The following is a 24,762-nucleotide window of genomic DNA, read 5'->3' as shown; positions in this document are numbered from 1 at the left end:
CCCCGCCTTAACGTCTACGTCCGCCGCCACCAGCGCGCGCGCCGCCACCCGAGCGCGCCCCGCCACTACTCATGGAGCGACTGCCGCCACCGTAACTGGCGGCCGACTGACGGCTCGAGCTGCCGCGGTTGATGCTGTCCCGGCTCTGGCCGGCGTTGCCCGCGCCCTTGAACGCGTTATCGCCGCCCCAGTTCGACGACGCATTGGAGCGACTGGCCTGGCTGCGCTCCATGTTTTGCGCTTGGGCACGGTCCTGGCTGCGATCCATCTGCCCACGGTCGGCCTGGCCGCGATTCGTGTCTCGCGTAGCCTGATTGACGCGATCACGGGTTTGCGGGTCGTTACGCAACTGGTCGCGCCCGGCTGCCGGATCGATCCCGCGATCCTTCATGGTGGCCTGCGCCTTGTCGCGGCTGGCGTCGCGCTGGGTGTCGCGTCCCCGATAGTCGCTCCGGTTGTCGGCGCCGGCAGACTTGCGGTCGTGTTGTTGCCGCGTCTTCTCGTCGCGGTAGGGCACGCCCTTGCGGTTGGCGGCGTTGTGATTCCAGTTGGTATTCCCGCTCACATTGTTGAGCTTGTTGTTGACGTTGATGTTGTTGTAGCGGTTGACGTTGATGTCGACGTCGCCATGCCCCCAGTTGCAGCCGCCCCACAGGCCGTTGCTGATACCGACAACCGCCGCGCCCCAGAATACCCCCGCTACGAAGGCACCGCCGCTGTAGTAAGCAGGGTAGTAATACGGCGGCGGCGCCCAGTAGTAAGGCGGATAGGCGGGATACCACCAGGCACCGTACACCACTGTCGGCTGGTAGACCGGAACGTAAACCTTCTCCGGCTGCGCCGGCTCGATGATGATCGCCGTCTGGCCGTTATCCGTCTGCGTACTGACTTTCTGCTGCTCGGTGGTTTTGAGATTGCCGGCCTCCTGCGCTTTCTTGCGCATGAACTGCACCCGGTCCATCACCCGTGCCGGATCAGCCAGGAAGGCATCGCCCAGGCGCTGCACATCGCCCGGCTTCTCGCCCATCATGGCGAGCACTTGCGGAAACGCCGCCAGTGACTGCACGCTCGGGTCCCAGTTTTTGGACTGCACCGCCGTCACCGCAGCATCGCCTTCCATTTTCGGATTCGCTTTCGACCATTTCGCCGCCTCGGCCACGTCGGCCGGGTAAGTCGACGCCATCAATACCTGCGCCAGCAGCGAGTCAGGATACAAGGCGATGGGTGCCAGCATCTGGTCCAACTCTTCGGTGCTGAAGGTGGGGGCAACAGTGCTCGCAGTGCTTGTCGCGCTTTCCGCCGCGTGAGCCCACGGCACCGCGCACGCAAACACGATGCCGGCCAGGCATGGCAAAAGCCGCCGCGCGACCCGGCTCGATGGTCGGTGCGAAAAACTCAGGAAGGTCATATTCAGTCTCCGTCGATAAAGCGAGTGCGCAGCGGTCCGCGCAGGGTGTCACACTGATGTTTCAGTTCAATTTGTTATTTTCGTGCTGGCTGCACGCGTGCTGTCCACCATCGAAAGACCGGGCAAGACAACGAACACAGCGAAGAGAAAGGGGGCAAAACGTGCGGCGATCATGGCTGATCCTTCGGTACGTAAAAGGAAGCCAAGCCTACTCCATACCGCCCACAGGGGAAAGTGAGTTTGTCCTCCCATCAAGACAGGATCGCGGACGCGTCAAATGGCTCCGGCCGCGACTGGGGCCGCATGCTCGCGACAGATGCGCCGCACCTCGGGGCTGCTCAGTTTTTCCTGCATCAGTCCGCAAAAGTAACTGCGCGGCCCGAGCCGCTGGTTATGGCGGCAGGTCGAACACACGCCGAAGCTGCGTTTTCCGCTCTGTGACTGCACCTGCGTCAGCACCTGCCGCAGCACGACCATTGCAGAGGTCACGCGCGCCGGACTGGCGGTTCGCACCGCTTCGCGCCAAGCGCCGGCCGAATTCAGGGTGTTCAACAGGGCGCCGCCCGCTTCGGTCAGTACCAGGCGCACGACCCGGCCATCCTGCGGGTCGGCATAGCGCGACAGCAGCCGGCGACGCGCCAGCACCAGGATGGTCTGCGACACCGTGCCCTTGGTCAGTCCCAGATAATCGGTGATTGCCAGCGGCGTGTTGCTGAAGCGATTGGCCTGATTGAGATAAAACAGTACGTGCAGATGGACCGGCTGCAAGCCCTGCGCGGCGCCCGCCTGCCGCAAGCCCGCACGCGTCAGCAAAGACAGACGCTCGACCAGATCAAACAGGGTGAGCGCCTGGCTTTTCACTGCGGATTACAGCTGGATCGTACCGCCGCCCTGGGCTGCAACCAGCGCAGTCAGCTTGGTATAAAGCGGCGTACCGTCCTTGGTATCGACCCAGTCGCCGTTCTGCGGTTTGAAATGAAAGCCGCCCGAACGCGCGGCCACCCAGATTTCGCGGGCCACGCCATGGCGGTTGATGATGAGCTTGCTGCCATCCTCGAACTCGACCTCGATAATGCCGTCGGCGGGCGTTTCGAAATCGAGGTCGGCTGCTTCCAGCGCCTGCTCGATGTGTGCCAGCGTTGCGCCGGCGGCCCGGTTGAAGTCGGCCTCGCTTGATTCAATAGGTGTCATGGGGTCCCGTGCTAACATTTCGCGCATGAAATTGCGCACCATATATATAGTGTCCCTGCTGCTGTGCGGACTGGGTTTGACCGCCTGCGGCATCAAGGGCCCCCTGTATCTTCCCGAAAATCCCCCCGCACCGCAACGGACCTCCAATTGAATACCCTGCACAGACTCGACGGCCAGCTTCATCTCGAAGGCGTGGCGCTCAACGAACTCGCCGAACGTTTCGGTACGCCGCTTTACGTCTATTCCCGGCAGGCACTTGAATCCGCTTACCAGGCCTATGCCGAGGCGTTTGCCGACACTCCGCATCTGGTCTGCTACGCCGTCAAGGCCAATTCCAGTCTGGCCATCCTCAATCTGTTCGCCCGCCTGGGCGCAGGGTTCGACATCGTCTCCGGCGGCGAACTGGCACGCGTGCTGGCTGCCGGCGGCGACCCGGCCAAAGTGGTGTTCTCCGGCGTCGGCAAAACGGCAAGCGAAATGCGCGCCGCCCTGCAAGCCGGCATTCTCTGTTTCAACGTCGAGTCGGTCAGCGAACTGCACCGGCTCAACCAGGTCGCTGGCGAAACGGGCAAGCGCGCGCCGGTTTCGTTCCGGGTCAATCCGGACGTCGATCCTAAAACGCACCCCTATATCTCGACCGGGCTCAAGGAAAACAAATTCGGCATACCGATCGCCGACGCGCCCGCGCTGTACCGGCTGGCCGCCAGCCTGCCCAACCTCACCGTCACCGGCATCGACTGCCACATCGGCTCCCAGCTGACCGACCTGTCGCCGCTGGCCGATGCGGCCGACCGCGTGCTGGCGCTGGTCGATACGCTGGCGGCCGAGGGCATCATGCTGCATCACATTGATCTGGGCGGCGGCGTCGGCATCCGCTACCACGACGAAACCCCACCCGACCTCGTCGCCTACGGCCGCGTGCTGGCAGCACGCTTTAAGGGCCGCAGCGAAAAACTGCTGCTGGAACCGGGGCGCTCGCTGGTCGGCAACGCCGGCCTGCTGCTGACCCGGGTCGAATACCTGAAGCCGGGCGAGGATAAAAATTTCGCCATCGTCGATGCGGCGATGAATGACCTGATGCGTCCGGCGCTATACGAGGCGTATCACGACATCGTCGCCGTCAGCGAGCGCGACACGCCGGCCAAGCGCTACGACGTGGTCGGCCCGATCTGCGAAACCGGCGACTTTCTTGGCTTTGCGCGCGACCTGGCGATCGGGGAAGGCGACCTGCTCGCACTGCTTTCGGCTGGTGCATACGGCATGAGTATGGCGTCAAACTACAATTCACGGCCTCGCGCAGCAGAAATCCTGATCGACAAGAATGAAATTCACCTCATCCGCGAACGCGAAACGCAAACCGGCATGATGGCTGGAGAGCGGCTCCCTGATTGAATTCATGAACAATCGGGTGACGGATAAATCCACCCAATGTGGTATCGACTCGCTACGTTTTGTTTGATCGCTACATTTTTCAGCGAATTATTTTTGCCCCTCTCTACCTATTCATTGAACCACCGAAAAAACTCACTAGAATGAGGCTCACCAAGCGGAGCCTCGGTATCGCCCGTAACACGCGGGTTTCGGGCAAATTGGCCTGTCGGTACCACGCTTTGGAAGTGCAATTTCTGACTGCACGTGGCTTCAAGCTGTAGTAGTTAAGTGATGTGTTCAACTTCTAAGGAGTGACAAATGGCAACAGTAAAAAAACCCGCCGCCAAACCGGCGGTCAAGAAGGCAGCCCCCGCTGCCAAACCTGCAGTTAAAAAGGCCGCAGCCAAACCAGCAGTTAAAAAGGCCGCAGCCAAACCGGCAGCCAAAAAAGCAGTAGCCAAGCCTGCCGTTAAAAAAGCGGTCGCCAAGCCCGCTGCCAAAAAGCCCGTCGCCAAGGCCGCAGTCAAGAAAGTCGCAGCCAAGCCCGTCGCTAAAAAAGCAGCAGCCAAGCCCGCTGCCAAAAAGCCCGTCGCCAAGGCCGCAGTCAAGAAAGTCGCAGCCAAGCCCGTCGCTAAAAAAGCAGCAGCCAAGCCCGCTGCCAAAAAGCCCGTCGCCAAAGCCGCTGTCAAGAAAGTCGCAGCCAAGCCCGTCGCTAAAAAAGCAGTCGCCAAGCCCGCTGCCAAAAAGCCCGTCGTCAAGAAAGTCGCAGCGAAGCCGGCAGCACCCAAGGTTGCAGCCAAACCCGCCGTGAAAAAGCCGGTCGCGAAGAAAGCCGCTCCTGTGGCCAAACCCGCCCCGGCTCCTGCCGCCGCACCGGCACCGGCTGCACCGGTAATCAAGCCTTTCGGGCTCTGACAGATCGGGTACGACCCAATCTGAAACGGGGGCCTGGCCCCCGTTTTTTTTATGCGTATGCCTGACGCGGATATCACGTCCGCTCCAAGATTTTGGTTTTCGTACGGAACTGATATGGTGCAGAGCCATCGTATATCACTGTTCTTTCTGCGGAATCCCCCCATGCGCGCCCTGTTCATCCTGCTGTTCGTTCCGCTCCTTGCTTTTGCCCAGGCCGGCGGTCCGCCTTTCATTCCGGTCAACATGATGAAGGTCACCGCCTCGCCGGTGTCCAGCACGGTCAACGCCGTGGGCGCGCTGATCGCCGAAGACAGCGTGGTGCTGCGTCCGGAAATCGACGGCCGCATCGAGACGCTGCTGTTCAAGGAAGGCCAGCCGGTGAAAAAGGGCGCGGTGCTGGTGGTGCTCGACTCCGCCGAACAGCGCGCGCGTGTGGCGGCCGCCCAGGCCGACATGACGCTGGCGCAAAGCCGCTACAAACGCAACGAAGAACTGCTCGCGCAGAATTTCATCTCGAAACAGGCGCTCGACGAGGCACGCGCCAACCTCGACATCCTGCGTGCACGCCTGCAGCAGGAACAGGTAGCGCTCGACAAAACCCGGATCCGCGCACCCTTCAATGCGGTAGCCGGCTTGCGCAACGTCAGCCCCGGCGCCTACGTCAACAAGGGCGACGATCTGGTGCAGCTGGACGCACTCGGCAGCCTGAAGCTCGAAGTGCCGGTACCGGAAACCTATCTGCCGCTGGTGCGCATCGGTCTGCCGATCACCCTGACCATCGATGCCCTGCCCGGACAGACGTTCAGCGGCAAGGTGCACGCCATCGACCCGGTGGTCGATCCGGCCAGCCGCAACGTGCGGGTGCGCGCGCGCATCGCCAACCCGAAGGGGCAGCTCAAACCCGGCATGTTCGCCCGCGCCACCGCCAATCTGGGTGGCAAGACCAGCACGATCCTGCTGCCCGAGCAGGTGATCGTGCCCAAACCGGATGGCAGCTATGTGTTCCTTGCCGTCGACGGCAAGGCCGAACTACGCAAGGTCAAACTGGGCAAACGCGAGCCGGGCCGGGTCGAGATCGTCTCCGGCGTGGCGGTCGGCGATACCGTCGTGCTCGACGGCCAGATCAAGCTGCGCCCCGGGGTGCCCGTCGTCACGCTGGAACAGGCGGCGCAGATGATGAAGAAAATGCAGACCGGCAAGCCGCGCTGATCTGGCCACACCTTGATAAAGACTGAGCCATGATCCTTTCCGACCTCTCTATCCGCCGCCCGGTGCTGGCCACCGTGATGAGCCTGCTGATCATGCTGATCGGCCTGATTGCCTTCGACCGCCTGCCGGTACGCGAATACCCCAACATCGACGCGCCGGTGGTATCGGTGCGCACGGTCTACCCTGGCGCCTCGGCCGAGGTGATGGAAAGCCAGATCACCAAGCCGCTGGAAGATTCGCTGTCCGGCATCGAGGGCATCCGCACCATCAAGTCGGTCAGCCGCGAGGAAGTCAGCCAGATCACGGTGGAATTTGTGCAGTCGCGCGACCCCGAGGCCGCTGCCAACGACGCCCGCGACCGCGTGGCGCGGGTACGCGGCCAGTTGCCCAACGAAGCCGAAGACCCGGTAGTGGCCAAGATCGAGGCTGATGCCCAGGCCATCATCTGGCTGGCGTTTTCCAGCGACCGCCAGTCTCCGCTGGAAATCACCGACTACGCCGACCGCGTGGTGGCCGACCAGCTGAAAACCCTGCCCGGCGTCGCTTCGGTCATCATCGGCGGCGAACGCCGCTACGCCATGCGGGTGTGGCTCGACCCCGACCGCATGGCGGCGCTGGGGGTGACGGTGCAGGACGTGGAAACCGCGCTGCGCAGCCAGAACACCGAGCTGCCGTCAGGGCGAATCGAGGGCCAGATGCGCGAATTTTCGGTGCTGGCCGAAACCGATCTGAAAAGCCCGGCTGAATTCGAGCAGGTCATCATCCGCGACAGCGGCGGCGCGCTGGTGCGGCTGGCCGACATCGGCCGCGCCGAGGTCGGCGCCGAGGACGAGCGCAACATCGTGCGCGTCAACGGCCGCGCCGCGGTGGGCCTGGGCATCGTCAAGCAGTCGACTGCCAACACGCTGGAAGTCGCCCGCGCCGTGAAGGCCGAACTGCCGCGCCTGCAGGGCGCGCTGCCGCCCGGAATGCAGATCAAGGTCGGCTTCGACAGCTCGATCTTCATCGAAAAATCGATCGAGGCCGTGTACAAAACCATGATCGAGGCCATGGTGCTGGTGGTCGGCGTGATTTTCCTGTTCCTGCGCAACTGGCGCGCCACCCTGATTCCCTTCGTCACCATCCCGGTGTCGCTGATCGGCGCCTTCATCTTCCTCTACGCGATGGGCTTCACCATCAATGTGCTGACCCTGCTCGGGCTGGTGCTCGCCATCGGCCTCGTCGTCGACGACGCCATCGTGATGCTGGAAAACATCTACCGCCATATCGAGGAAGGCATGCCGCCGTTCGACGCGGCGATCAAGGGCGCACAGGAAATCGGCTTCGCGGTGGTGGCGATGACCCTGACGCTGGCTGCCGTGTTCGCCCCGCTGGCCTTCGCCGAGGGCAACACCGGCAAGCTGTTCACCGAATTCGCCCTCACGGTGGCGGCGGCGGTGCTGGTGTCCGGCTTTGTCGCGCTGACGCTGACGCCGATGATGGCGAGCCGCATCCTGCGCCATGAAACCCGCCACAACGCTCTGTTCAACTTGGGCGAACGCGTGTTGCACGGTCTCAACAGCGCCTATACCCGTGGCCTCACCCGCGTGGTGAAGCATCCGTTGATCGTCGCGCTGGTGTTCGTGCTGGTGGCGGGCGCCGCTTACGGCCTGCTGAAGTCGCTGAAATCGGAACTCGCGCCGACCGAGGATCGCGGCTTTTTCATCGGTTTCATGCTGGCGCCCGAAGGGTCCACCCTGCAATACACCGACAGCTATGCGCGCCAACTCGAAGGCCTGTATCAAGGCGTGCCCGAGGTGAATACCGCTTTCGTTGTCGTCGCGCCCGGCCTGGAGCGCCCCAACCCGGTGAACAGCTCACTCTCCTTCGTGATGCTGAAGCCGTGGGAAGAACGCAGCCGCAGCCAGATGGACATCACCGCCGCCCTCGGCCCGCAAATGTTCATGGGGATGCCGGGCGTGCTGGCCTTCCCGATCAACCCGCCCTCGCTCGGCCAGAGTTTCCGCAACCCGCCGCTGCAGTTCGTGGTGCAGGCGCCGAACTATGCCGAACTCGACAAGTCGGTCGAAGCGCTGATGGCCAAGGTGCGCGCCTATCCGGGGCTAGTCAACGCCGACAGCGACCTCAAGCTCAACAAGCCGCAGCTCAAGGTCGCCATCAACCGCGACAAGGCGGCACAGATGGGCGTCGGCGTCGACACCATCGGCCGCACTCTGGAAACCCTGCTCGGCGGCCGCGAAGTCACGCGCTACAAGCAGGCAGGCGAACAATACAACGTCGTCGTCCAGCTCGACCCTGCCGTGCGCGCCACCCCGCGCGACCTCACCGCGCTGTACGTGCGCGGCGAAGGCGGCAACCTCACCGCGCTGTCCAATCTGGTCGCCGTCACCGAAACCGTCGCGCCGAAGGAACTCAACCACTTCAACCGCCAGCGTGCCGCCATCATCTCGGCCAACATCGCCCCCGGCTACACCTTGGGCGAGGCGCTCGTCTTCATGGACCAGGCGGCCAAGGAAACGCTGCCGCCCAGCGCGCGCACCGCGCTCGACGGCCAGTCGCGCGAGTTCGGCGAATCCGGCCAGACGCTGGCGATCACCTTCGCGCTGGCGCTGATCATCATCTATCTGGTACTGGCGGCGCAGTTCGAAAGCTTCGTCGCGCCCTTCATCATCTTGCTTACCGTGCCGCTCGCCGCCACCGGCGCCCTGCTGGCGCTGAAACTGACCGGCGCCACGCTCAATGTATATAGCCAGATCGGGCTGGTGATGCTGGTCGGCCTGATCACCAAGCACGGCATTCTGATCGTCGAATTCGCCAATCAGTTGCGCGCGCGCGGCAAAAACAAGATGGAAGCGGTGATCGAGGCGGCCAGCCTGCGTCTGCGCCCCATTCTGATGACCACCGCGGCGATGGTGCTGGGCGCGGTGCCGCTGGCGCTGGCCGCCGGCGCCGGGGCGGAATCGCGCTCGCCGATCGGCTGGGTCATCGTCGGCGGCCTGCTGCTCGGCACCTTGTTGACACTGTTCGTGATTCCGGTCGCCTACACCCTGCTGACACGCAACCCGACTGCCCGCGCCGCGGCTGCGGTACCCACCCCCCAGCAATAGAAATGATGAATTCGCCACTTGCCCTGACGAGGCTTCGTCAAGGCAAGTGCGCGCCGCATTCATCAGGCTGTCAAACCTCCCTGATTTAATTCGGTTTTCACGCGATTTCGCGCAATCCGGAGGCTGGCATGGACACTGCATATACCTTGGCATACCCAACGCAAGGAGCAGACAACATGATTGAACTCAACCAGGGCGGTTCACTGGACGTCACCCTGAAAGAAGATGCCCAAGGCCGCGACAGCGTGATCCTGGCGCTCGCATCTCAGCAGGGCTGCGAACTCAGTCTGACGCCGCATCAGGCCCGCGTGCTGGCGACCGAACTCATCATGGCCGTCAACCGCGCCGAAGTGCGCAACAACCTCAAGCACAGCCAGAACATGGTGCGCAGCGGCCAGCAACAAACCACCCGCCACGGTTTCTTTCACGTTTGATCTGACACCACTTTTCGGGCGACCGGCTTCGGTCGTACCCAGGTAGCAGGCAGCCAGGCCTGATCTGCCTTTACGATAAGCCCCGCATTGGCGGCGGCGCGCCATCCATGATAGGGTGGCGAACTGTGGCGCAAGGACTCGTCCTTGCGCCCTTTCTTTTCTTCATCATCAGGAATCAGCATGGCCGTCATCGAACTTACTCAGGCAAATTTCGAGTCCACCATCCAGAACAACGATGTTGTCGTCGTCGACTTCTGGGCACCCTGGTGCGGCCCCTGTCGCGGTTTTGCTCCCATTTTCGAGGCGGCTGCCGAGAAACACGCCAACATCGTGTTCGCCAAGGTCAATACCGAAGTCGAACAGGAACTGGCCGGTTTCTTCCAGATTCGCTCCATCCCCACCCTGATGGTGTTCCGCGAACAGGTCATTCTGTACTCCGAATCTGGCTCGCTGCCCGCCCATGCACTCGACGGTCTGATCGAACAGGTGATGGGTCTGGACATGGCGCAGGTCCACAAGGACATCGCCGAGCAGCAAACGCAGTCCCAGGCCTGAGTCTCAGGCAGATTGATTGAGCAGCTGCCGCGCCAGCGGCAGCGTGATCGGGCGGCGCGTTTCCAGACTGACCCGGTCGAGCGCTTCCAGCACTGCCAGCAGGCTTTGCATGTCCCGCGCAGCGCGGGTCAGCAGATAATCCGCCACCTGCGGATCAAGCTTGAAGCCCAGGGTTTCGGCGTGCTGCTGCAAGGCAGTGCGCTTTTCCGCATCGTTCAGCGGCTGCATCTGGAACACCAGTCCCCAGCCCAAGCGGGTTTTCAGCTCCGGCATCAACGGCAGCACGGCGGGCGGCGCGCTGCCTGCCGCCAGCCACAGTCCGCCCTGCTCGCGCACCTGATTGAAAGCCGCAAATCCGGCCTGTTGCCGGGCAGCGTCCCAGCTTTCCACCGCATCCGCCACCACCACCTCGCCAGCCGCCGCGCCGCCCTGCACCACCTTGCGGCCGCGCGCCTCGCACGCAGCCGTCCACGCCGCCAGCAGATAGCTCTTGCCGCTCCCCGGCGCGCCCCACACATACACCATGCGCTCATCTGCCGTGCCATCGAGCATGGCGCCGAGCTGCGCGACGAGCTCGCCATTGCGGCCCGCCACGAAACGGGCGAGATCGGGGCGGGCGGGCGGGCGGATATCGAGCAGGAGCTGACGCATAGGGGCGCAAGGATAAAGCACTTGTCCCCGAGCGGGGTGTCCGGAGGCGTGCCACAGACCGGATGGCCGGGTGAAATCGCCCGCTCCGGGCGTATGGGCGACCGCCATGCACGGCTATACTTTGCGTTTTGCCGCTCCCTGCGTTCGATTCGATGAGCCTCGCTTTCCCCGTTCCCCTTAAACACCTGATCCAGCCGCCGCCAATGGTGGAGGAAGTGCTCGGCGCCGAAGAGCGCGCTGCGCTGAAGGCGCGTATCAAGACGCTGATGAAACAGCAGGACGCGGTGCTGGTGGCGCATTACTACACCTCGGCCGACCTGCAGGATCTGGCCGAAGAAACCGGCGGTTGCGTGTCGGATTCGCTGGAAATGGCGCGCTTCGGCCACGCTCATCCGGCGAAGACGCTGATCGTCGCCGGGGTCAAGTTCATGGGCGAAACGGCCAAGATCCTCAATCCGGAAAAGCGCGTGCTGATGCCCGACCTCAAAGCCGACTGCTCGCTCGATCTGGCCTGCCCGGCCGACGAATTCGCAGCCTTTTGCGATGCCCATCCGGATCGCCTGTCGGTCGTCTACGCCAATACCAGTGCGGCGGTGAAGGCGCGTGCCGACTGGGTCGTCACCTCCGGCATCGCCGTCAAGATCGTCAAATACCTGCACCAGCAGGGCCACAAGCTGTTGTGGGCGCCGGATCGCCACCTCGGCGATTACGTGCAGCGCGTCAGCGGTGCCGACATGCTGCTGTGGCAGGGCTCATGCGTCGTGCACGAAGCCTTCAAGGCCGAAGCGCTGAAAAAACTGCATGCCGAACACCCTGCCGCCGCCGTGCTGGTGCACCCCGAATCGCCCGCCGCGGTGATCGCGCTGGCCGATGTGGTCGGGTCGACCACGCAGTTGATCGATGCGGTGAAAAACCTGCCGAACCCCGAATTCATCGTCGCCACCGACAACGGCATTTTTCACAAGATGCGTGCCGCCGCGCCAGGCAAACTGCTGCTCGAAGCGCCGACCGCCGGCGAAGGCGCGACCTGCCAGTCGTGCGCGCATTGCCCGTGGATGGCGATGAACGGCCTGCGCAACCTGGCCGCCGTGCTGGAATCCGCTGAAGCGGGCACGCCAGGCGCCAACGAAATCCTCATCGAAGAATCCGTGCGCGCCAAGGCCCGGCTGTCGATCCAGCGCATGCTGGATTTCGCCGCTGCCGAAAAAGCCGGCCACATCCAGCTCGGGGACTGAAGCGTATGGCCGGAGCCAGTTTGCTTGCGCTGCTCGACGACATCGCCACCATCCTCGACGATGTATCGGCGATGACCCAGGTCGCCGCCAAAAAAACCGCCGGGGTGCTGGGCGACGATCTTGCGCTCAACGCCCAGCAGGTAGCCGGCGTCAAAGCCGATCGCGAACTGCCGGTGGTGTGGGCGGTCGCCAAGGGTTCATTCATCAACAAGGCCATTCTGGTGCCGGCGGCGCTCGCCATCAGCGCGTTTGCGCCGTGGCTGGTCACGCCGCTGCTGATGCTGGGGGGTGCGTTCCTCTGTTATGAAGGCTTCGAAAAACTGGCGCACAAATACCTGCACAGCGAAACCGAAGACAGCGTGCACCGCGTCGAACTGATGCATGCCGTGGCCGACCCGACGGTCGATCTGCTGGCGCTGGAAAAGGACAAGATCAAGGGCGCCATCCGCACCGACTTCATCCTGTCGGCCGAGATCATCGTCATCACCCTCGGCACCGTGGCTGCCGCGTCGTTCGGCAAGCAGGTCGCCGTGCTCACCGGCATCGCCATCGTCATGACCATCGGCGTCTACGGACTGGTCGCCGGCATCGTCAAGCTCGACGACGCCGGGTTGTATCTGAGCCAGCGCGCCAACGCGGCGGCACGCGCATTCGGCCGGGTGCTGCTGGCCGCCGCGCCCAAACTGATGAAACTGTTGACCGTGCTGGGCACCGCCGCGATGTTCCTGGTCGGCGGCGGCATCCTGGTTCACGGCCTCCCCGTTCTGCATCACGCAGTCGCAGCCATCGCCCCAGCAAGCGGGGTACTCGCCGTGTTGGTTCCGCTACTGGCCGACGCGCTCATCGGCATCGGAATCGGCGCCTTGGTATTGGGTGCAATCAGCGCAACAAAACGGTTGCTCAAACCCGCCTGAACCCCAAAGCAAACTATTTTTGATAAGGCTGGATCAGCTTGCGCACCGGATCATAGGCCGGGTCATCCACGGTGACGAAGCCATCGTAAGCCGCATCGAAGGCCTCCAGCGTGGCGGCCATGTCCGGAGTCGTCTTTTTCAAGGCCAGAAGCGCATCCCGCAATGAATTGCGCAGCGGCATTGGCATGCTGGGATGGACAGCAAATACGTAACCCGGCAGCGGTGCGGTGCTGCCGATCACGTTAATCCCGCTGGGTTTGAACGCTTCAGCCACGGAGTCTTTCAATATCCCGCCCTCGAAATCTCCCGCCAGCACGGCCTTGGCAATGTTGTCGTAATGTTTGAGGTAGGCGAAAGTCGAAAAATCAGTGGACACCAGCCCCATCGATTCGACCGCAGCCTTTTGCAGCAGGGCCTTTTCATCGCCAAAGGCGAAGCGCTTGCCCTTGAGCATGGCCGGAGTGGTGATGCCCGAACCGGCCTTGACGCCGATGACCAGAGAAAAATGTGGGCGTCCTTGTGTCGTCGGCGCAACCAGCGGGATCACCCCATATTTCTTGTGCGCCTCGATGTAGGCCACCGGGGTGAGATAGGCAATCTGCGTCTGCCCCTTGCCCAGGTCATCCACCGCCGACCCCATGTTGGGCGAGGGCCGGAAGCGCACATTGTGCTGGGTGCTCAACGCCAGATAGTTGGTGAGCACACTCATGCGCTTGATCATTTCGACCGGGATATCCATGGCAACCGACCCCATCGTCACCTCGGCGGCTTTGGGCGAGGGCGCAGCCCAGGCGGGGGCCAGCAACGCGCCGGTCAGTAACGCCGTCGCCAGGGTTTGCATGAGTTTGATTCGGTTCATGATGTTTTTCTCTCGGGCAGCCAGGTGGCCTCCGAATACACACTGTAACGGTCGCGCCCAGCGTTCTTTGCATGGTAGAGCGCTTCATCAGCCGCATGGTAGAGCGCACGTGGCACCGTCATCGAAGCATCGTACTGCGCAATTCCCACGCTGATGCTGACCTTGAGCCGGCTGCCCTCGTGGACAAACGCATGCTTTCGCACACTCTCCAGCCAATCCTTGACGAACAACTCAGCCTGCACGGCATTGGTGCGATACAGCACGATGCCAAATTCGTCCCCGCCCAGACGCGCCGGCAGATCGGACTTGCGGACCTGCAGGCGCAATAGCGTGCCGATGTCGCGCAGCACCGCATCCCCCGCACTGTGGCCATGGCTGTCGTTAACCTGCTTGAAGTGATCGAGATCGAACAGCACCAGCGTAATGGTTTCCGAGAAACGCTCGGATTGATGAAACATCTGCAGCAGGGTTTCATCAAATTTTCGGCGATTGGGCAGTTCGGTCAGCCAGTCCGTCGTCGCCATGGTGCTCAGCAGATCGAGTGCATGCTCGAGCTCGCGCGTGCGGCCACCCAACTGGATATTCTTTTCGCGAAGCTCCTCGTTGGCAAAATCGATCTTGCTATGCAACTGCTGGTGGTAACTGGCGAGCGACTTGTTCAGTGAATTGAATACCGACACGAGCCGGCCGATCTCGTCCGCGCTGCCCACATCGAGATCGCGCGCGATGTAGGAGCCTCCATTTGCGACCGTTTCCTCCATGGTCGCGGTGAGTCTGCGGATCGGCGAGACAATGCCGCGCGCGGTAAAAAAGTACACCATCAGGCCGAGAATGGCGCCAAACCCAAGCTGCTCGACAAAGACCCGCCAGTAGAGCGCTTCGAGCGCGCGGTCCAAAGTTTCGGTGGACACGTCGACGGTGACCGTGCCGATAGGCTGACCCTCGAACACCACCGGGGATTCGAATCTCTTGACCGCCGTCCGGCCATCTTTGCCTGCAGCCTCGGACATGACGCGACCATCCTGGTTGCGGATGGTGACGTATTTCACATGGGCCTGAGCGGACACGTTCCGGGCCAGAATTTCCAGATTGCCATAGTCAAACCCGGCGACCAGCGAAGCCGCACCCGAAGCAGCGGCATTGGCAACACTCTGCCCGGCCTCGTCAATCAGCTTGCCCAAGGGGCCACGCTCATTCTGTACGCGCAGCACGCCAATCCCGGCGGACGTGACCACCACACCAACCGTGACGTAAGCGATGAGCTTGGTGCTCAAACCCCAGCGCAAATCAATCTCCTTAGTACCCGTTGTTCTAATACGGCCATACGCTTGGTCAAATGAATGGTGTGACGGAGAAATTACTGCCGCAAGCCTAAAACATCGCCGTTTTGGCTGGCCAAAAGCCAGTTTTCAAGGATTCAACGGGGTCTGCGGCGTTTTTCCCTTATGCCGCAGATGGTTTTAACGATGGCAGAGGCTCACGGCTTGCGTCCATATCCCGTAAAATAGCTGCTTTGAAGCAGTTCGATTCGGCCGCGTCCCGCGACGCCCGAACCCCAGCCAGCATGACCGCACGCCTGCGCGAAATCCCCTACAACTACACCTCGTTTTCCGACCGCGAGATCGTCATCCGCCTGTTGGGCAGCGACGCGTGGAACGTGCTCAATACGCTGCGCGGCGAGCGCAAGACCGGGCGTTCGGCACGCATGCTGTTCGAGGTGCTGGGCGACATCTGGGTGGTACGGCGCAACCCTTATCTGGAAGACGACCTGCTGGCCAATCCCAAGCGGCGCAAGATGCTGGTCGACGCCTTGCGTCATCGGCTGCATGCCATCGAAACGCGCCGCCAGGGTAACGAACTGGTGGGTCAGTTGCTGGCGGCCGCCGAACGCGCCGTCCGCGAATTCGAGGCCTGGTTCGCCGACACTGCCGATCTGCGCGCGCGCATCCTGCGCCGTCTGGCAGGCGTCACCCGCCGCGACAACATCGGCTTCGACGGCCTGGCGCGCGTCTCGCACGTTACGGACGCCACCGACTGGCGCGTCGAATATCCCTTCGTGGTGCTGACACCCGACACCGAAACCGAAATGGCGGCGCTGGTGGCCGGGCTGGTCGAGCTCGATCTCACCATCATCCCGCGCGGCGGCGGCACCGGCTACACCGGCGGCGCCATTCCGCTGACCGCTAGTGCTGCGGTGATCAACACCGAAAAGCTGGAATTCATGAGCGCGGTGGAAATGCAGCACCTGCCGGGCTGCGAGTTCGAGGTTGCCACCATCCACTGCGGCGCCGGCGTGGTGACCAAGCGGGTGATGGAAGCGGCCGACGCCGCCGGGCGAGTGTTCGCAGTCGACCCGACCTCGGCCGACGCCTCGACCATTGGCGGCAACGTGTCGATGAACGCCGGCGGCAAGAAGGCGGTGCTGTGGGGCACTGCGCTCGACAACCTGGTGTCGTGGAAGATGGTGACGCCGGACGCCGACTGGATCGAAGTCAGCCGGCTCGACCACAACCTCGGCAAGATCCACGATGTCGTCTCGGCCACGTTCGAAATTCGCCGTTTCGCCGCCGACGGCAAGACGCCGAAAGGTTCGCCGGAAATCCTCATCATCCCCGGCAGCCGGTTCCGCAAAACCGGTCTCGGCAAGGACGTCACCGACAAATTCCTCGCCGGCCTGCCCGGCATCCAGAAGGAAGGCTGCGACGGCCTGATCACCTCCGCACGCTTCATCCTGCATCGCCTGCCGGCGCACGGCCGCACCGTGTGCCTGGAGTTTTTCGGCAGCGCACGCGAAGCCACGCCGGCAATTGTCGAAATCAAGGACTATTGCGACGCCCACCCCGACGTTCTGCTCGCCGGACTGGAACATCTCGACGCGCGCTACGTGAAAGCGGTCGGCTACGCCACCAAGGCGCCGCGCAGCACGCGGCCAAACATGGTGCTGCTGATCGACGTGGTGTCGGACAACGCAATCGCGGTCGGCGAAGCGGCATCCAAAATTGTCCAGCTCGCCAACGCGCGCGGCGGCGAAGGCTTCATCGCGGTGTCGGCCGAGACCCGCAGGAAATTCTGGCTCGACCGCGCCCGCACCGCCGCCATCGCAGCGCACACCAATGCCTTCAAGATCAACGAGGATGTGGTGATTCCGCTGCCGCGCCTGGGCGATTACACCGACGGCATCGAGCGCATCAACATCGAGCTGTCGATCACCAACAAATTGAAGCTGCTCGACGCGCTGGCCGGGTTCTTCGCCGCGCCGCTGCCCTTGCTGGAAGACGAAGACACCATCGCCGACCCGGACAAAGTCGCGGAAAAGCAGGCGCAGGCGCAGGCGCTGATCGCCTCTGTTCAATCACGTTGGGCGGGCTATCTCGATCATTTGGATGCCCCTGCCGAACCCCTCACCGCTTCCCCCTCACCCCTCACCACCTTCGAGGCCCTGCGCGACAAGCACATCCGGGTGTCGTGGAAGCGCGAAGTGCGGCGCGAGCTGCACCAGCTGTTCGTTGGCCGCGAATACACCCGCATCCTCGAAGCCTGCGACAGCCTCCACAAGGACGTATTGAAGAGCCGCGTCTTCGTCGCGCTGCACATGCATGCCGGCGACGGCAACGTGCACACCAACATTCCGGTCAACTCCGACGACTACGCCATGCTGCAGGCCGCCAATGCAGCGGTCGCGCGCATCATGGCGCTGGCAACCGATCTGGGCGGCGTAATCTCGGGCGAGCACGGCATCGGCTTGACCAAGCTGGAATTCCTCGACGAAGCCGCCATCGCGATCTTCGCCGACTACAAATCCAAGGTCGATCCGCAAGGCCGCTTCAACAAGGGCAAGCTGCTGCACGGCGCCGATCTGCGCAACGCCTACACACCCTCGTTCGGCCTGCTTGAAGCCGAGTCGATCATCCTCGAAGCCTCCGAAACCAAGGCCATCGCCGATTCGATCAAGGACTGCCTGCGCTGCGGCAAGTGCAAGCCGGTGTGCAACACCCATATCCCGCGCGCCAATCTTTTATACAGCCCGCGCAACAAGATTCTCGCCACCTCGCTGCTGATTGAGGCCTTCCTGTACGAGGAACAGACCCGGCGCGGGGTGTCGATCAAGCATTTCGACGAGTTCAGCGACGTCGCCGACCACTGCACGGTGTGCCACAAGTGCAAAAACCCCTGCCCGGTCGACATCGACTTCGGCGATGTCTCGATCGCCATGCGCAACATGCTGCGCAAGCAGGGCAAGAAGAAATTCAATCCCGGCACCTGGGCGTCGATGGCTTTCCTCAACGCGACCGATCCCACCACCATCAAGGCGATCCGCAAGCCGCTGATCGAGTGGGGCTATGCCGGCCAGCGCCTGGGCAACACGCTGTTCAAGCGCCTGGGGCTGATCCAGGCGCAGATCAAAAACCCGCCCGCCTCGCTGGGCAAGCCCAAACTGGTGGCGCAGGTGATCCACCTGGTCAACAAGCCGATGCCGGGCGGCCTGCCGAAGAAGACCTCACGCGCGCTGCTGGGCCTGGAAGATGCGTCGATCGTGCCGGTGCTGCGCAACCCGGCCAAGCTGTCGGACGACGCCGACGCCGTGTTCTATTTCCCCGGCTGCGGTTCGGAACGGCTGTTCTCGCAAGTCGGCCTTGCCACCCAGGCGATGCTGTTCGAACTCGGCGCACAGACCGTGCTGCCGCCCGGCTACCTGTGCTGTGGCTATCCGCAGACCGCGGGCGGCCAGGCCGACAAGGGTGAGGCGATCACCGCGGCCAACCGCGTGCTGTTCCACCGCGTCGCCAACACGCTGAACTATCTCGACATCAAGACCGTGATCGTGTCGTGCGGCACCTGCATGGACCAGCTGCTGAAATACGAATTCGAGAAGATATTCCCCGGCTGCCGCCTGCTCGACATCCACGAATACCTGATGGAAAAAGGCGTCAAGCTCGACAATGTGGCCGGCGAGAAATTTCTTTATCACGATCCCTGTCACACGCCGATGAAGACCCACGCGCCGATGAAAGTAGCCAACGCCCTGCTCGGCGGCGGTGTAACCTTGTCCGACCGCTGCTGCGGCGAATCCGGCACGCTCGCCGTCACCCGCCCGGACATCTCGACGCAGATCCGCTTCCGCAAGGAAGAGGAAATCCGCTCCAGTGTCACCGCGCTGGGCACGGGTGGGGCGCCGATCAAGCTCCTCACCTCCTGCCCGTCCTGCTTGCAGGGACTGGCGCGCTACAGCGACGACGCCGGCACCACACCGGATTACATCGTGATCGAACTGGCAAAGCAGTTGCTGGGCGACAACTGGATGGAAAGTTATCTGGCCAAAGTCGGCAACGGCGGAATCGAGCGGGTGCTGCTGTAAGGGTTCGTAAATGAATAGCTTGCCGATTATGGGTGTGCTGGCGGGATGCGATGCAAGGCGACAAACACGCCGCATGTCCGTCCCATGCAAGTGTTTGTCAACGCGGCAGCGCGCCCGTCAGTGCGGCCAGAATCGTGCAAGTTATTCGTTTACGAGCCCTAAAGCATGGGTGTAGCCGAACCCGGGGACGCCGCCCTCGATAATCCAGCCGCCGCTTTCATCGCGCAGACCCTGGAGCGCATGACCGAGGCGCAACCCGCCGACCTCGCACTGCTGACGCGGCTGTGGTTTCACCTGCGTCTGCACGCCAACCAGCCGATCGCCGCCGCTCACGCCAAGCTCGATACGCTGGTCACCATCCTGACGCAACAGCCCGCCTACACCCACGCGTTGCGCGAACACCTGGCGACCCTGTTTGCCACCAAGAAATCCACCCGCCTGCTGACCGAAGCGGGTCTGCTGCCCTACCGCTCGTTTGCGGCCGAACTCAAGCGCCGCATCGGCTTCAAGCTGTTGCCGCCGGAGCACGACGCCAGCCACCTACGCGACTGGCTCGATGCGCAAATCGCCCCGCGCGACCGCGAGTGGGTGATCGACTCCGATCCCGCCGTGTGGGCGCGCCTGTGCGAATTGCTGCAGTTGCATAGCCTGTTCCAGCGCGACCCGCCCGGGGTACTGACCAACGCCATCCGCTCGCTCGCCCACCGCATTGCAGCAGGCGGACTCGATCCCGAGTTGCTGCGCATCGAGCCCGCACTGGAAGAATACGATTCACCGTTTCTCGCGCTGCACCACGAGGTAGACGACTGGCTGCGCGGCGAGGCAGGCGACACCCGGCAGATCGACGTCCTGATCGATCAATGCGAATCCGCGCTCGACCGGGTGCGCCGCCGCAAGAACGAAACCGGCACCAGCATCGAACTCACTCTGCAGTCGCTGCGGCTGTCTCAGCAAATGCGACGCATGCGTACGCTGATCGGCCTGATCGATGAAGCGGCCGCCGGTGCGGTTGCCGACTACGCACCGCTGGTCGCGCTGTTTTTCGAGCTGGTCGAAACCAGCGCCGAACGCTACCGCGTCAGCAGCCTGCTGCGCGACACCGGTGGCCGTCTTGCGCGCCAGATCAGCCTGTTCGCCAGCCAGACCGGCGAACACTACGTGGCCGAAGGCAGCGCGGCGCTGAAGCGGATGTTCTGGTCGGCCAGCGGCGCGGGCGTCGTCATCGCCGGCATGGCTCTGCTGAAATCGCGTGTGCTCGCACTGCACCTTGCACCGCTGCAGGAAGCCCTGCTGGTCAGCCTGAATTACGCGCTCGGCTTCGTGCTGATCTATGTGCTGCACCTGACCATTGCCACCAAGCAGCCGGCGATGACCGCCAGCCTGTTCGCCCACACGCTGGCCGAAGTACGCAGCCACGCGGCAAGGCAGAAACTGATCGACGAATTCGCCGACAAGGTGTGGCGCTCCCAGGCTGCGGCCATCCTCGGCAACATGCTGTTCGCGTTTGCCACGGCGGTTGCGATCGCGCTGGCGCTCGATTTCTCGGGCCATCACGCGGTGAGCATCGACAAGGCCCATCATCTGCTGGCCGAGATACATCCGCTCGGCACCGGCACCCTGTTTTACGCTGCGGTGGCCGGCGTCGGCCTGTTCCTCTCCGGCATCGTCAGCGGCTACTACGACAACAAAACCATTTACCAGCGCATTCCCGAGCGGCTGCTACGGCTTAAGTTGCCCCCACGCCTCATGGGCGCGCGCTTGTGGGCGCGCGTTGTCGACTATCTGCGCGAGCATCTCGGCGGCGTCATGGGCAACGTGTTTTTCGGCTTCTATCTCGGCCTCACCAGTGCCTTCGGCGCGCTGGCCGGTTTGCCGCTCGACATCCGCCATATCGCCTTTTCGGCCGCCAACCTTGGCTACGCCTGGCAAATACTCGACTGGCAACTGCCGCTGCACGTCGTGCTGGTCTCCATCGCCGGCGTTCTGCTGATCGGCATGGTCAACCTCAGCGTCAGCTTCTCGCTGGCGTTCTACATGGCCTTGCGCGCCACCCGCACATCGGCGCGCGGCTCCGGCGAGCTGCTGGGCCGTGGGCTGCTGGCCATCCTGAAAGCGCCGTTTCGCTGGCGGCGCATCGACCCCTCGTTCAAGGAGACGCCATGACGCTTCCCGTTTGCCCGCTCTGCCCGCAAGGGGTAGGCCGTGGTTCTAAAGACGCTGAAGCGTCAAGAACCACGCTCTGCCAGACCGATGCTGGCACGGTGTTGTGGCGCAATGATTTCTGCCGTGTGGTGCTGGCCGACGAGCCGGACTACCCCGGCTTCTTGCGGGTGATCCTGAATGCGCACGTGAAGGAAATGACCGATCTGTCCGCTGCCGATCAATCGACTTTGATGCGCGTGGTGTTCGCTACCGAAGCGGCGCTGGTGGAGGTGATGCAGCCCGACAAGATCAACCTCGCCTCGCTCGGCAATGTGGTGCCGCATCTGCACTGGCATGTGATTCCGCGTTTTGCCGATGATCCGCATTTCCCCAACCCGGTGTGGGGGCAGAAAACGCTTCATGGCAAACGCCACGCTGCGCCCGACCTCATGCAGCTGGCAACGGCCCTCAGCCGACGGCTTGCGCCGGAAACGGAATCACCGTAGCGGAAGGCGACGCCTCGATCAGGCGCGATTTGGGGAACACCGCGGCAAACGTGCTGCCCTTGCCCGGGGTCGACTGGATGGTCAGGCGTGCGCTATGGCGCGTGAGCACGTGCTTGACGATGGCGAGTCCGAGGCCGGTGCCGCCGGTTTCGCGCGAGCGACTGCGGTCCACCCGGTAAAACCGCTCGGTGAGGCGTGGAATGTGTTCGGCGGCGACGCCTTCACCGGTATCGGTCACGGCAAACACGCCTTCGTTGTCCTTCATCTGCCAGGACAGCGTGATGTCGCCGCCGTCCGGCGTGTAGCGCACGGCATTGGACACCAGGTTGCCGAGCGCGCTGCGGATTTCCTGCAGGCTGCCGCGCAGTTTGGCATCGCTGGCGACTTCGAGATGAACCCGGTGGCGGCCGCCGCTCAGCGATTCGGCCTCGGCCGCCAATGCCTGCGCCAGCTCCGGCACGTTGACCGATTCGTCCTTCAGGCTGTGATCGGCGCTTTCCAGCCGCGACAGGGTCAGCAAGTCATCCAGCAAGTGCTGCATGCGCCGGGTGTTGTCGAGCATCAGGGCAAAATAGCGGCGCGTGTCTGCGGCGGGCAGCGTGGTCGCATCGGCCAGGGTTTCGACGAAGCCGCCGACGACGGTGAGCGGCGTGCGCAGTTCATGCGAGACGTTGGCGATGAAGTCGCGCCGCACGGCATCGACGCGTTCCAGTTCGGTGATGTCGCGCGCCACCAGCAATTTCTTGGCTTCGCCGAACGGCACCAGTTGTAGCGACAGGGTAATTTCGCGGTTCAGCGGCGATTTGCAAACCAACCGCCGTGAATAATCGGCGGCGTCGAGAAACTCCAGAAAGTGCGCCTGACGCAGCAGGTAGCGAATGAACTGGCCGCGGTCGCGCTCGCAATCCAGGCCCATGTATTTGCGCGAGGCGGGATTGCACCAGTCGATCTGGTCGTTGCCGTTGAGGATGACCATGCCGTCGGGCACCGCCTGGGCAGCGTGCTCGAACTGCTCCAGCGCGTTGGTGAGTTCGCTGCGGCTGTCGCGCTGTCGGCGTTGGAGTTTTTCGAGGCGGTAAAAAATATCGCCCCAGGTGCCCATTGCTTCGGGTGGGGTCACTTCATCGGGAGATTCCAGCCAGCGCGACAGGCGGTATTCCTGCCACAACCGGCGCAACATCACCGCGGCCTGGATACCGACCAGGAACGTCAGCGCGGTCACCGCACCCGAGCCCGCCCACAGCATCAGTGCCACCAGCAACACGCCAGCGAGTACGCTGAGCGGACGCCACCAGAAACCCATGTCGATCACCCCTTGAAACCCCGAGTGCCGCGATTATCCCACTTCAGCCGAGAAGCGATAGCCCGAGCCGCGCACCGTCTGGATCAGCTCGGAATGGCCGGAAGGTTCGAGCGCCAGTCGCAGGCGGCGAATGTGCACGTCGACCGTGCGCTCCTCGACAAATACATCGTCGCCCCACACCTGATCGAGCAGTTGGGCACGCGAATAGACGCGCTCGGTGTGGGTCATGAAGAAATGCAGCAGGCGGAACTCGGTCGGCCCCAGATCGAGCGACTGGCCCTTGCCGATCACCCGGTGACTGGTCGGGTCAAGCCGCAGGCCGTTGACCTCCACCGGTTCGTCGGTCATTTGCGGCGCGCGGCGGCGCAGCACGGCCTTGATGCGCGACACCAGTTCGCGCGGCGAAAACGGCTTGGTGATGTAGTCGTCGGCGCCGGTGTCCAGACCCAGTACCTTGTCGCGTTCCTCGCCGCGCGCGGTCAGCATGATGATCGGAATCGGCTGATAACGTTCGTCGCTGCGCAGGCGCTTGCAGAGATCGATACCCGACATGCCGGGCAGCATCCAGTCGAGCAGGATCACGTCGGGCAGGCTGCTTTTGAGAAATTTCAGCGCATTCTCGGCATCGCCCGTCACCGTCACCGAGTGGCCGGCCTGCGCAAGATTGAATTTGAGGAGTTCCTGAATACCCGGTTCATCTTCGACCAGCAAAATATTGGCAGCCATGCTGACTCCAGCTCTGTTTCAAAGATAGCCATACTATGACAGTAATATGAATGATTAATGACACCCGCGCCGGGCACGTCAAACCCGCGCCAGCCCGTGCGCTGGTAGAATTCCAAGCTGTTTCCCAGAGTCCGTCTGCCATGGATAAAACCACTCATTTCGGCTACCAGCAGGTGGCCGAGTCCGACAAGGCCGCCAAGGTCGCCGAAGTCTTCCACTCCGTCGCGGCGCAGTACGACGTAATGAACGACCTGATGTCGGCCGGCCTGCACCGTCTGTGGAAGCGCTTTGCCGTGGCGCAGGCGGGGCTGCGGCCGGGGATGAAAGTGCTCGACGTGGCCGGCGGCACCGCCGACCTCACCCGACTGTTCCTGAAGGAAGTCGGCGCGACGGGCACCGTACTGCTGACCGACATCAATTTCTCGATGCTGCGCGAAGGCCGCGACCGCATGCTGAACGAAGGCAAAACCCCGCCCGCCGTGCAATGCGACGGCGAGCGGCTGCCGTTTCCCTCGAACTATTTCGATTGCGTGTCGGTGGCCTTCGGCCTCAGAAACATGACGCACAAGGATCAGGCGCTGGCCGAGATGCACCGCGTGCTGAAGCCCGGCGGGCGCCTGCTGGTGCTGGAGTTCTCCAAGGTGTGGAAACCGCTGGAGCCGGCCTACGACCTGTATTCATTCAAGCTGCTGCCGCTGATGGGCAAGCTCGTCGCCAACGATGCCGGCAGCTACCAATATCTGGCCGAATCGATCCGCATGCATCCGGGACAGGAAGAACTCAAGACCATGATGGAAGCCGCGGGCTTCGCCAAGGTCAGTTATCACAATCTGACCGCAGGCGTCGTCGCGCTTCACCGAGGTTTTAAATTGTGACGCGG

At 63.0% G+C, this 24,762-nt stretch carries 22 protein-coding genes; 12 read left to right on the top strand and 10 right to left on the bottom strand.

What is annotated here, in order from left to right; all coding sequences use genetic code 11:
- Positions 1-7: 7 nt before the first annotated feature.
- The 3 genes from IV098_RS03575 to cyaY form a co-directional block, all read right to left on the bottom strand.
- A complete protein-coding gene (locus IV098_RS03575; protein WP_296886437.1) occupies positions 8-1,408 on the bottom strand; it encodes a DUF3300 domain-containing protein in 1,401 nt (466 codons plus the stop codon).
- Between the two features lie 273 nt (positions 1,409-1,681).
- Entirely contained in the window at positions 1,682-2,269 is a 588-nt protein-coding gene (locus IV098_RS03570; RefSeq protein WP_296886436.1) for a MarR family winged helix-turn-helix transcriptional regulator, read from the bottom strand.
- Between the two features lie 6 nt (positions 2,270-2,275).
- Positions 2,276-2,599 (bottom strand): iron donor protein CyaY, encoded by a 324-nt coding sequence (gene cyaY, locus IV098_RS03565; protein ID WP_296886435.1) that lies wholly within the window; start codon positions 2,597-2,599, stop codon positions 2,276-2,278.
- Here cyaY and IV098_RS16335 point away from each other — a divergent pair.
- Entirely contained in the window at positions 2,481-2,750 is a 270-nt protein-coding gene (locus IV098_RS16335) for a lipoprotein (protein ID WP_367114170.1), read from the top strand. The genes cyaY and IV098_RS16335 overlap by 119 nt on opposite strands.
- Positions 2,747-3,991, top strand: coding sequence for a diaminopimelate decarboxylase (gene lysA, locus IV098_RS03560; protein ID WP_296886434.1), 1,245 nt, complete (start codon positions 2,747-2,749; stop codon positions 3,989-3,991). Before IV098_RS16335 ends, lysA begins: the two co-directional genes overlap by 4 nt.
- A gap of 263 nt (positions 3,992-4,254) precedes the next feature.
- Here lysA and IV098_RS03555 read toward each other — a convergent pair whose 3' ends face one another.
- Entirely contained in the window at positions 4,255-4,818 is a 564-nt protein-coding gene (locus IV098_RS03555; RefSeq protein ID WP_296886433.1) for a hypothetical protein, read from the bottom strand.
- A 229-nt stretch (positions 4,819-5,047) separates the two neighbouring features.
- Between IV098_RS03555 and IV098_RS03550 the strand changes: the two genes are divergently transcribed.
- The 3 genes from IV098_RS03550 (at position 5,048) to IV098_RS03540 (ending at position 9,635) form a co-directional block, all read left to right on the top strand.
- Positions 5,048-6,094, top strand: coding sequence for an efflux RND transporter periplasmic adaptor subunit (locus IV098_RS03550; RefSeq protein WP_296886432.1), 1,047 nt, complete (start codon positions 5,048-5,050; stop codon positions 6,092-6,094).
- Between the two features lie 29 nt (positions 6,095-6,123).
- A complete protein-coding gene (locus IV098_RS03545) occupies positions 6,124-9,201 on the top strand; it encodes an efflux RND transporter permease subunit (RefSeq protein ID WP_296886431.1) in 3,078 nt (1,025 codons plus the stop codon).
- A 176-nt stretch (positions 9,202-9,377) separates the two neighbouring features.
- Positions 9,378-9,635, top strand: a complete 258-nt coding sequence (locus tag IV098_RS03540; RefSeq protein WP_296886430.1) for a hypothetical protein — start codon at positions 9,378-9,380, stop codon at positions 9,633-9,635.
- On the opposite strand, the gene IV098_RS03535 is transcribed toward IV098_RS03540, so the two are convergent.
- Positions 9,626-9,826 carry a hypothetical protein gene (locus IV098_RS03535; protein ID WP_296886429.1) on the bottom strand — a complete coding sequence of 67 codons (201 nt, stop codon included), beginning with the start codon at positions 9,824-9,826 and terminating at the stop codon, positions 9,626-9,628. The genes IV098_RS03540 and IV098_RS03535 overlap by 10 nt on opposite strands.
- On the opposite strand from IV098_RS03535, the gene trxA reads away from it, so the two are divergent.
- Entirely contained in the window at positions 9,816-10,190 is a 375-nt protein-coding gene (trxA, locus tag IV098_RS03530) for a thioredoxin (RefSeq protein ID WP_296886428.1), read from the top strand. The genes IV098_RS03535 and trxA overlap by 11 nt on opposite strands.
- Before the next feature lie 3 nt (positions 10,191-10,193).
- Here the strand turns inward: trxA and hda are convergent, their stop codons facing one another.
- On the bottom strand, positions 10,194-10,841 hold the full coding sequence (gene hda, locus IV098_RS03525) for a DnaA regulatory inactivator Hda (RefSeq protein WP_296886427.1): 648 nt from the start codon (positions 10,839-10,841) through the stop codon (positions 10,194-10,196).
- Positions 10,842-10,993: 152 nt separating this feature from the next.
- On the opposite strand from hda, the gene nadA reads away from it, so the two are divergent.
- Both nadA and IV098_RS03515 read left to right on the top strand, forming a co-directional pair.
- The gene (gene nadA, locus IV098_RS03520) at positions 10,994-12,076 is read left to right on the top strand and encodes a quinolinate synthase NadA (RefSeq protein WP_296886426.1); all 1,083 of its coding nucleotides are present in this window, start codon (positions 10,994-10,996) and stop codon (positions 12,074-12,076) included.
- Between the two features lie 5 nt (positions 12,077-12,081).
- Entirely contained in the window at positions 12,082-12,990 is a 909-nt protein-coding gene (locus IV098_RS03515; RefSeq protein ID WP_296886425.1) for a DUF808 domain-containing protein, read from the top strand.
- A gap of 13 nt (positions 12,991-13,003) precedes the next feature.
- On the opposite strand, the gene IV098_RS03510 is transcribed toward IV098_RS03515, so the two are convergent.
- Positions 13,004-13,849: a PhnD/SsuA/transferrin family substrate-binding protein gene (locus tag IV098_RS03510; protein ID WP_296886424.1), complete on the bottom strand. Its 846-nt coding sequence runs from the start codon at positions 13,847-13,849 to the stop codon at positions 13,004-13,006.
- Positions 13,846-15,123: a diguanylate cyclase gene (locus IV098_RS03505; RefSeq protein WP_296886423.1), complete on the bottom strand. Its 1,278-nt coding sequence runs from the start codon at positions 15,121-15,123 to the stop codon at positions 13,846-13,848. The genes IV098_RS03510 and IV098_RS03505 overlap by 4 nt, the downstream gene beginning before the upstream one ends.
- A 290-nt stretch (positions 15,124-15,413) precedes the next feature.
- Between IV098_RS03505 and IV098_RS03500 the strand changes: the two genes are divergently transcribed.
- The 3 genes from IV098_RS03500 to IV098_RS03490 all read left to right on the top strand — a co-directional run bounded on the left by IV098_RS03500 (position 15,414) and on the right by IV098_RS03490 (position 21,853).
- Positions 15,414-19,205: a DUF3683 domain-containing protein gene (locus IV098_RS03500; RefSeq protein WP_296886422.1), complete on the top strand. Its 3,792-nt coding sequence runs from the start codon at positions 15,414-15,416 to the stop codon at positions 19,203-19,205.
- 165 nt (positions 19,206-19,370) lie between these two features.
- Positions 19,371-21,368, top strand: a complete 1,998-nt coding sequence (locus tag IV098_RS03495; RefSeq protein WP_296886421.1) for a hypothetical protein — start codon at positions 19,371-19,373, stop codon at positions 21,366-21,368.
- Entirely contained in the window at positions 21,365-21,853 is a 489-nt protein-coding gene (locus tag IV098_RS03490; protein ID WP_296886420.1) for an HIT family protein, read from the top strand. Before IV098_RS03495 ends, IV098_RS03490 begins: the two co-directional genes overlap by 4 nt.
- Here IV098_RS03490 and phoR read toward each other — a convergent pair.
- Positions 21,816-23,156, bottom strand: coding sequence for a phosphate regulon sensor histidine kinase PhoR (gene phoR, locus IV098_RS03485; protein ID WP_296886419.1), 1,341 nt, complete (start codon positions 23,154-23,156; stop codon positions 21,816-21,818). The two genes, IV098_RS03490 and phoR, sit on opposite strands and share 38 nt — an antisense overlap.
- Positions 23,157-23,189: 33 nt before the next feature.
- The gene (phoB, locus tag IV098_RS03480; RefSeq protein WP_296886418.1) at positions 23,190-23,882 is read right to left on the bottom strand and encodes a phosphate regulon transcriptional regulator PhoB; all 693 of its coding nucleotides are present in this window, start codon (positions 23,880-23,882) and stop codon (positions 23,190-23,192) included.
- 140 nt (positions 23,883-24,022) lie between these two features.
- Here phoB and ubiE point away from each other — a divergent pair, with 140 nt between their 5' ends.
- On the top strand, positions 24,023-24,757 hold the full coding sequence (gene ubiE, locus IV098_RS03475) for a bifunctional demethylmenaquinone methyltransferase/2-methoxy-6-polyprenyl-1,4-benzoquinol methylase UbiE (RefSeq protein WP_296886417.1): 735 nt from the start codon (positions 24,023-24,025) through the stop codon (positions 24,755-24,757).
- Positions 24,758-24,762 lie beyond the last annotated feature (5 nt).

The organism is Thiobacillus sp., from assembly GCF_018780105.1.
In the GTDB taxonomy this organism is placed as follows: Bacteria; Pseudomonadota; Gammaproteobacteria; order Burkholderiales; family Thiobacillaceae; genus Thiobacillus.
Note: the sequence above shows the minus strand (reverse complement) of the source record. Positions and strands in the feature narration are given on the sequence as shown.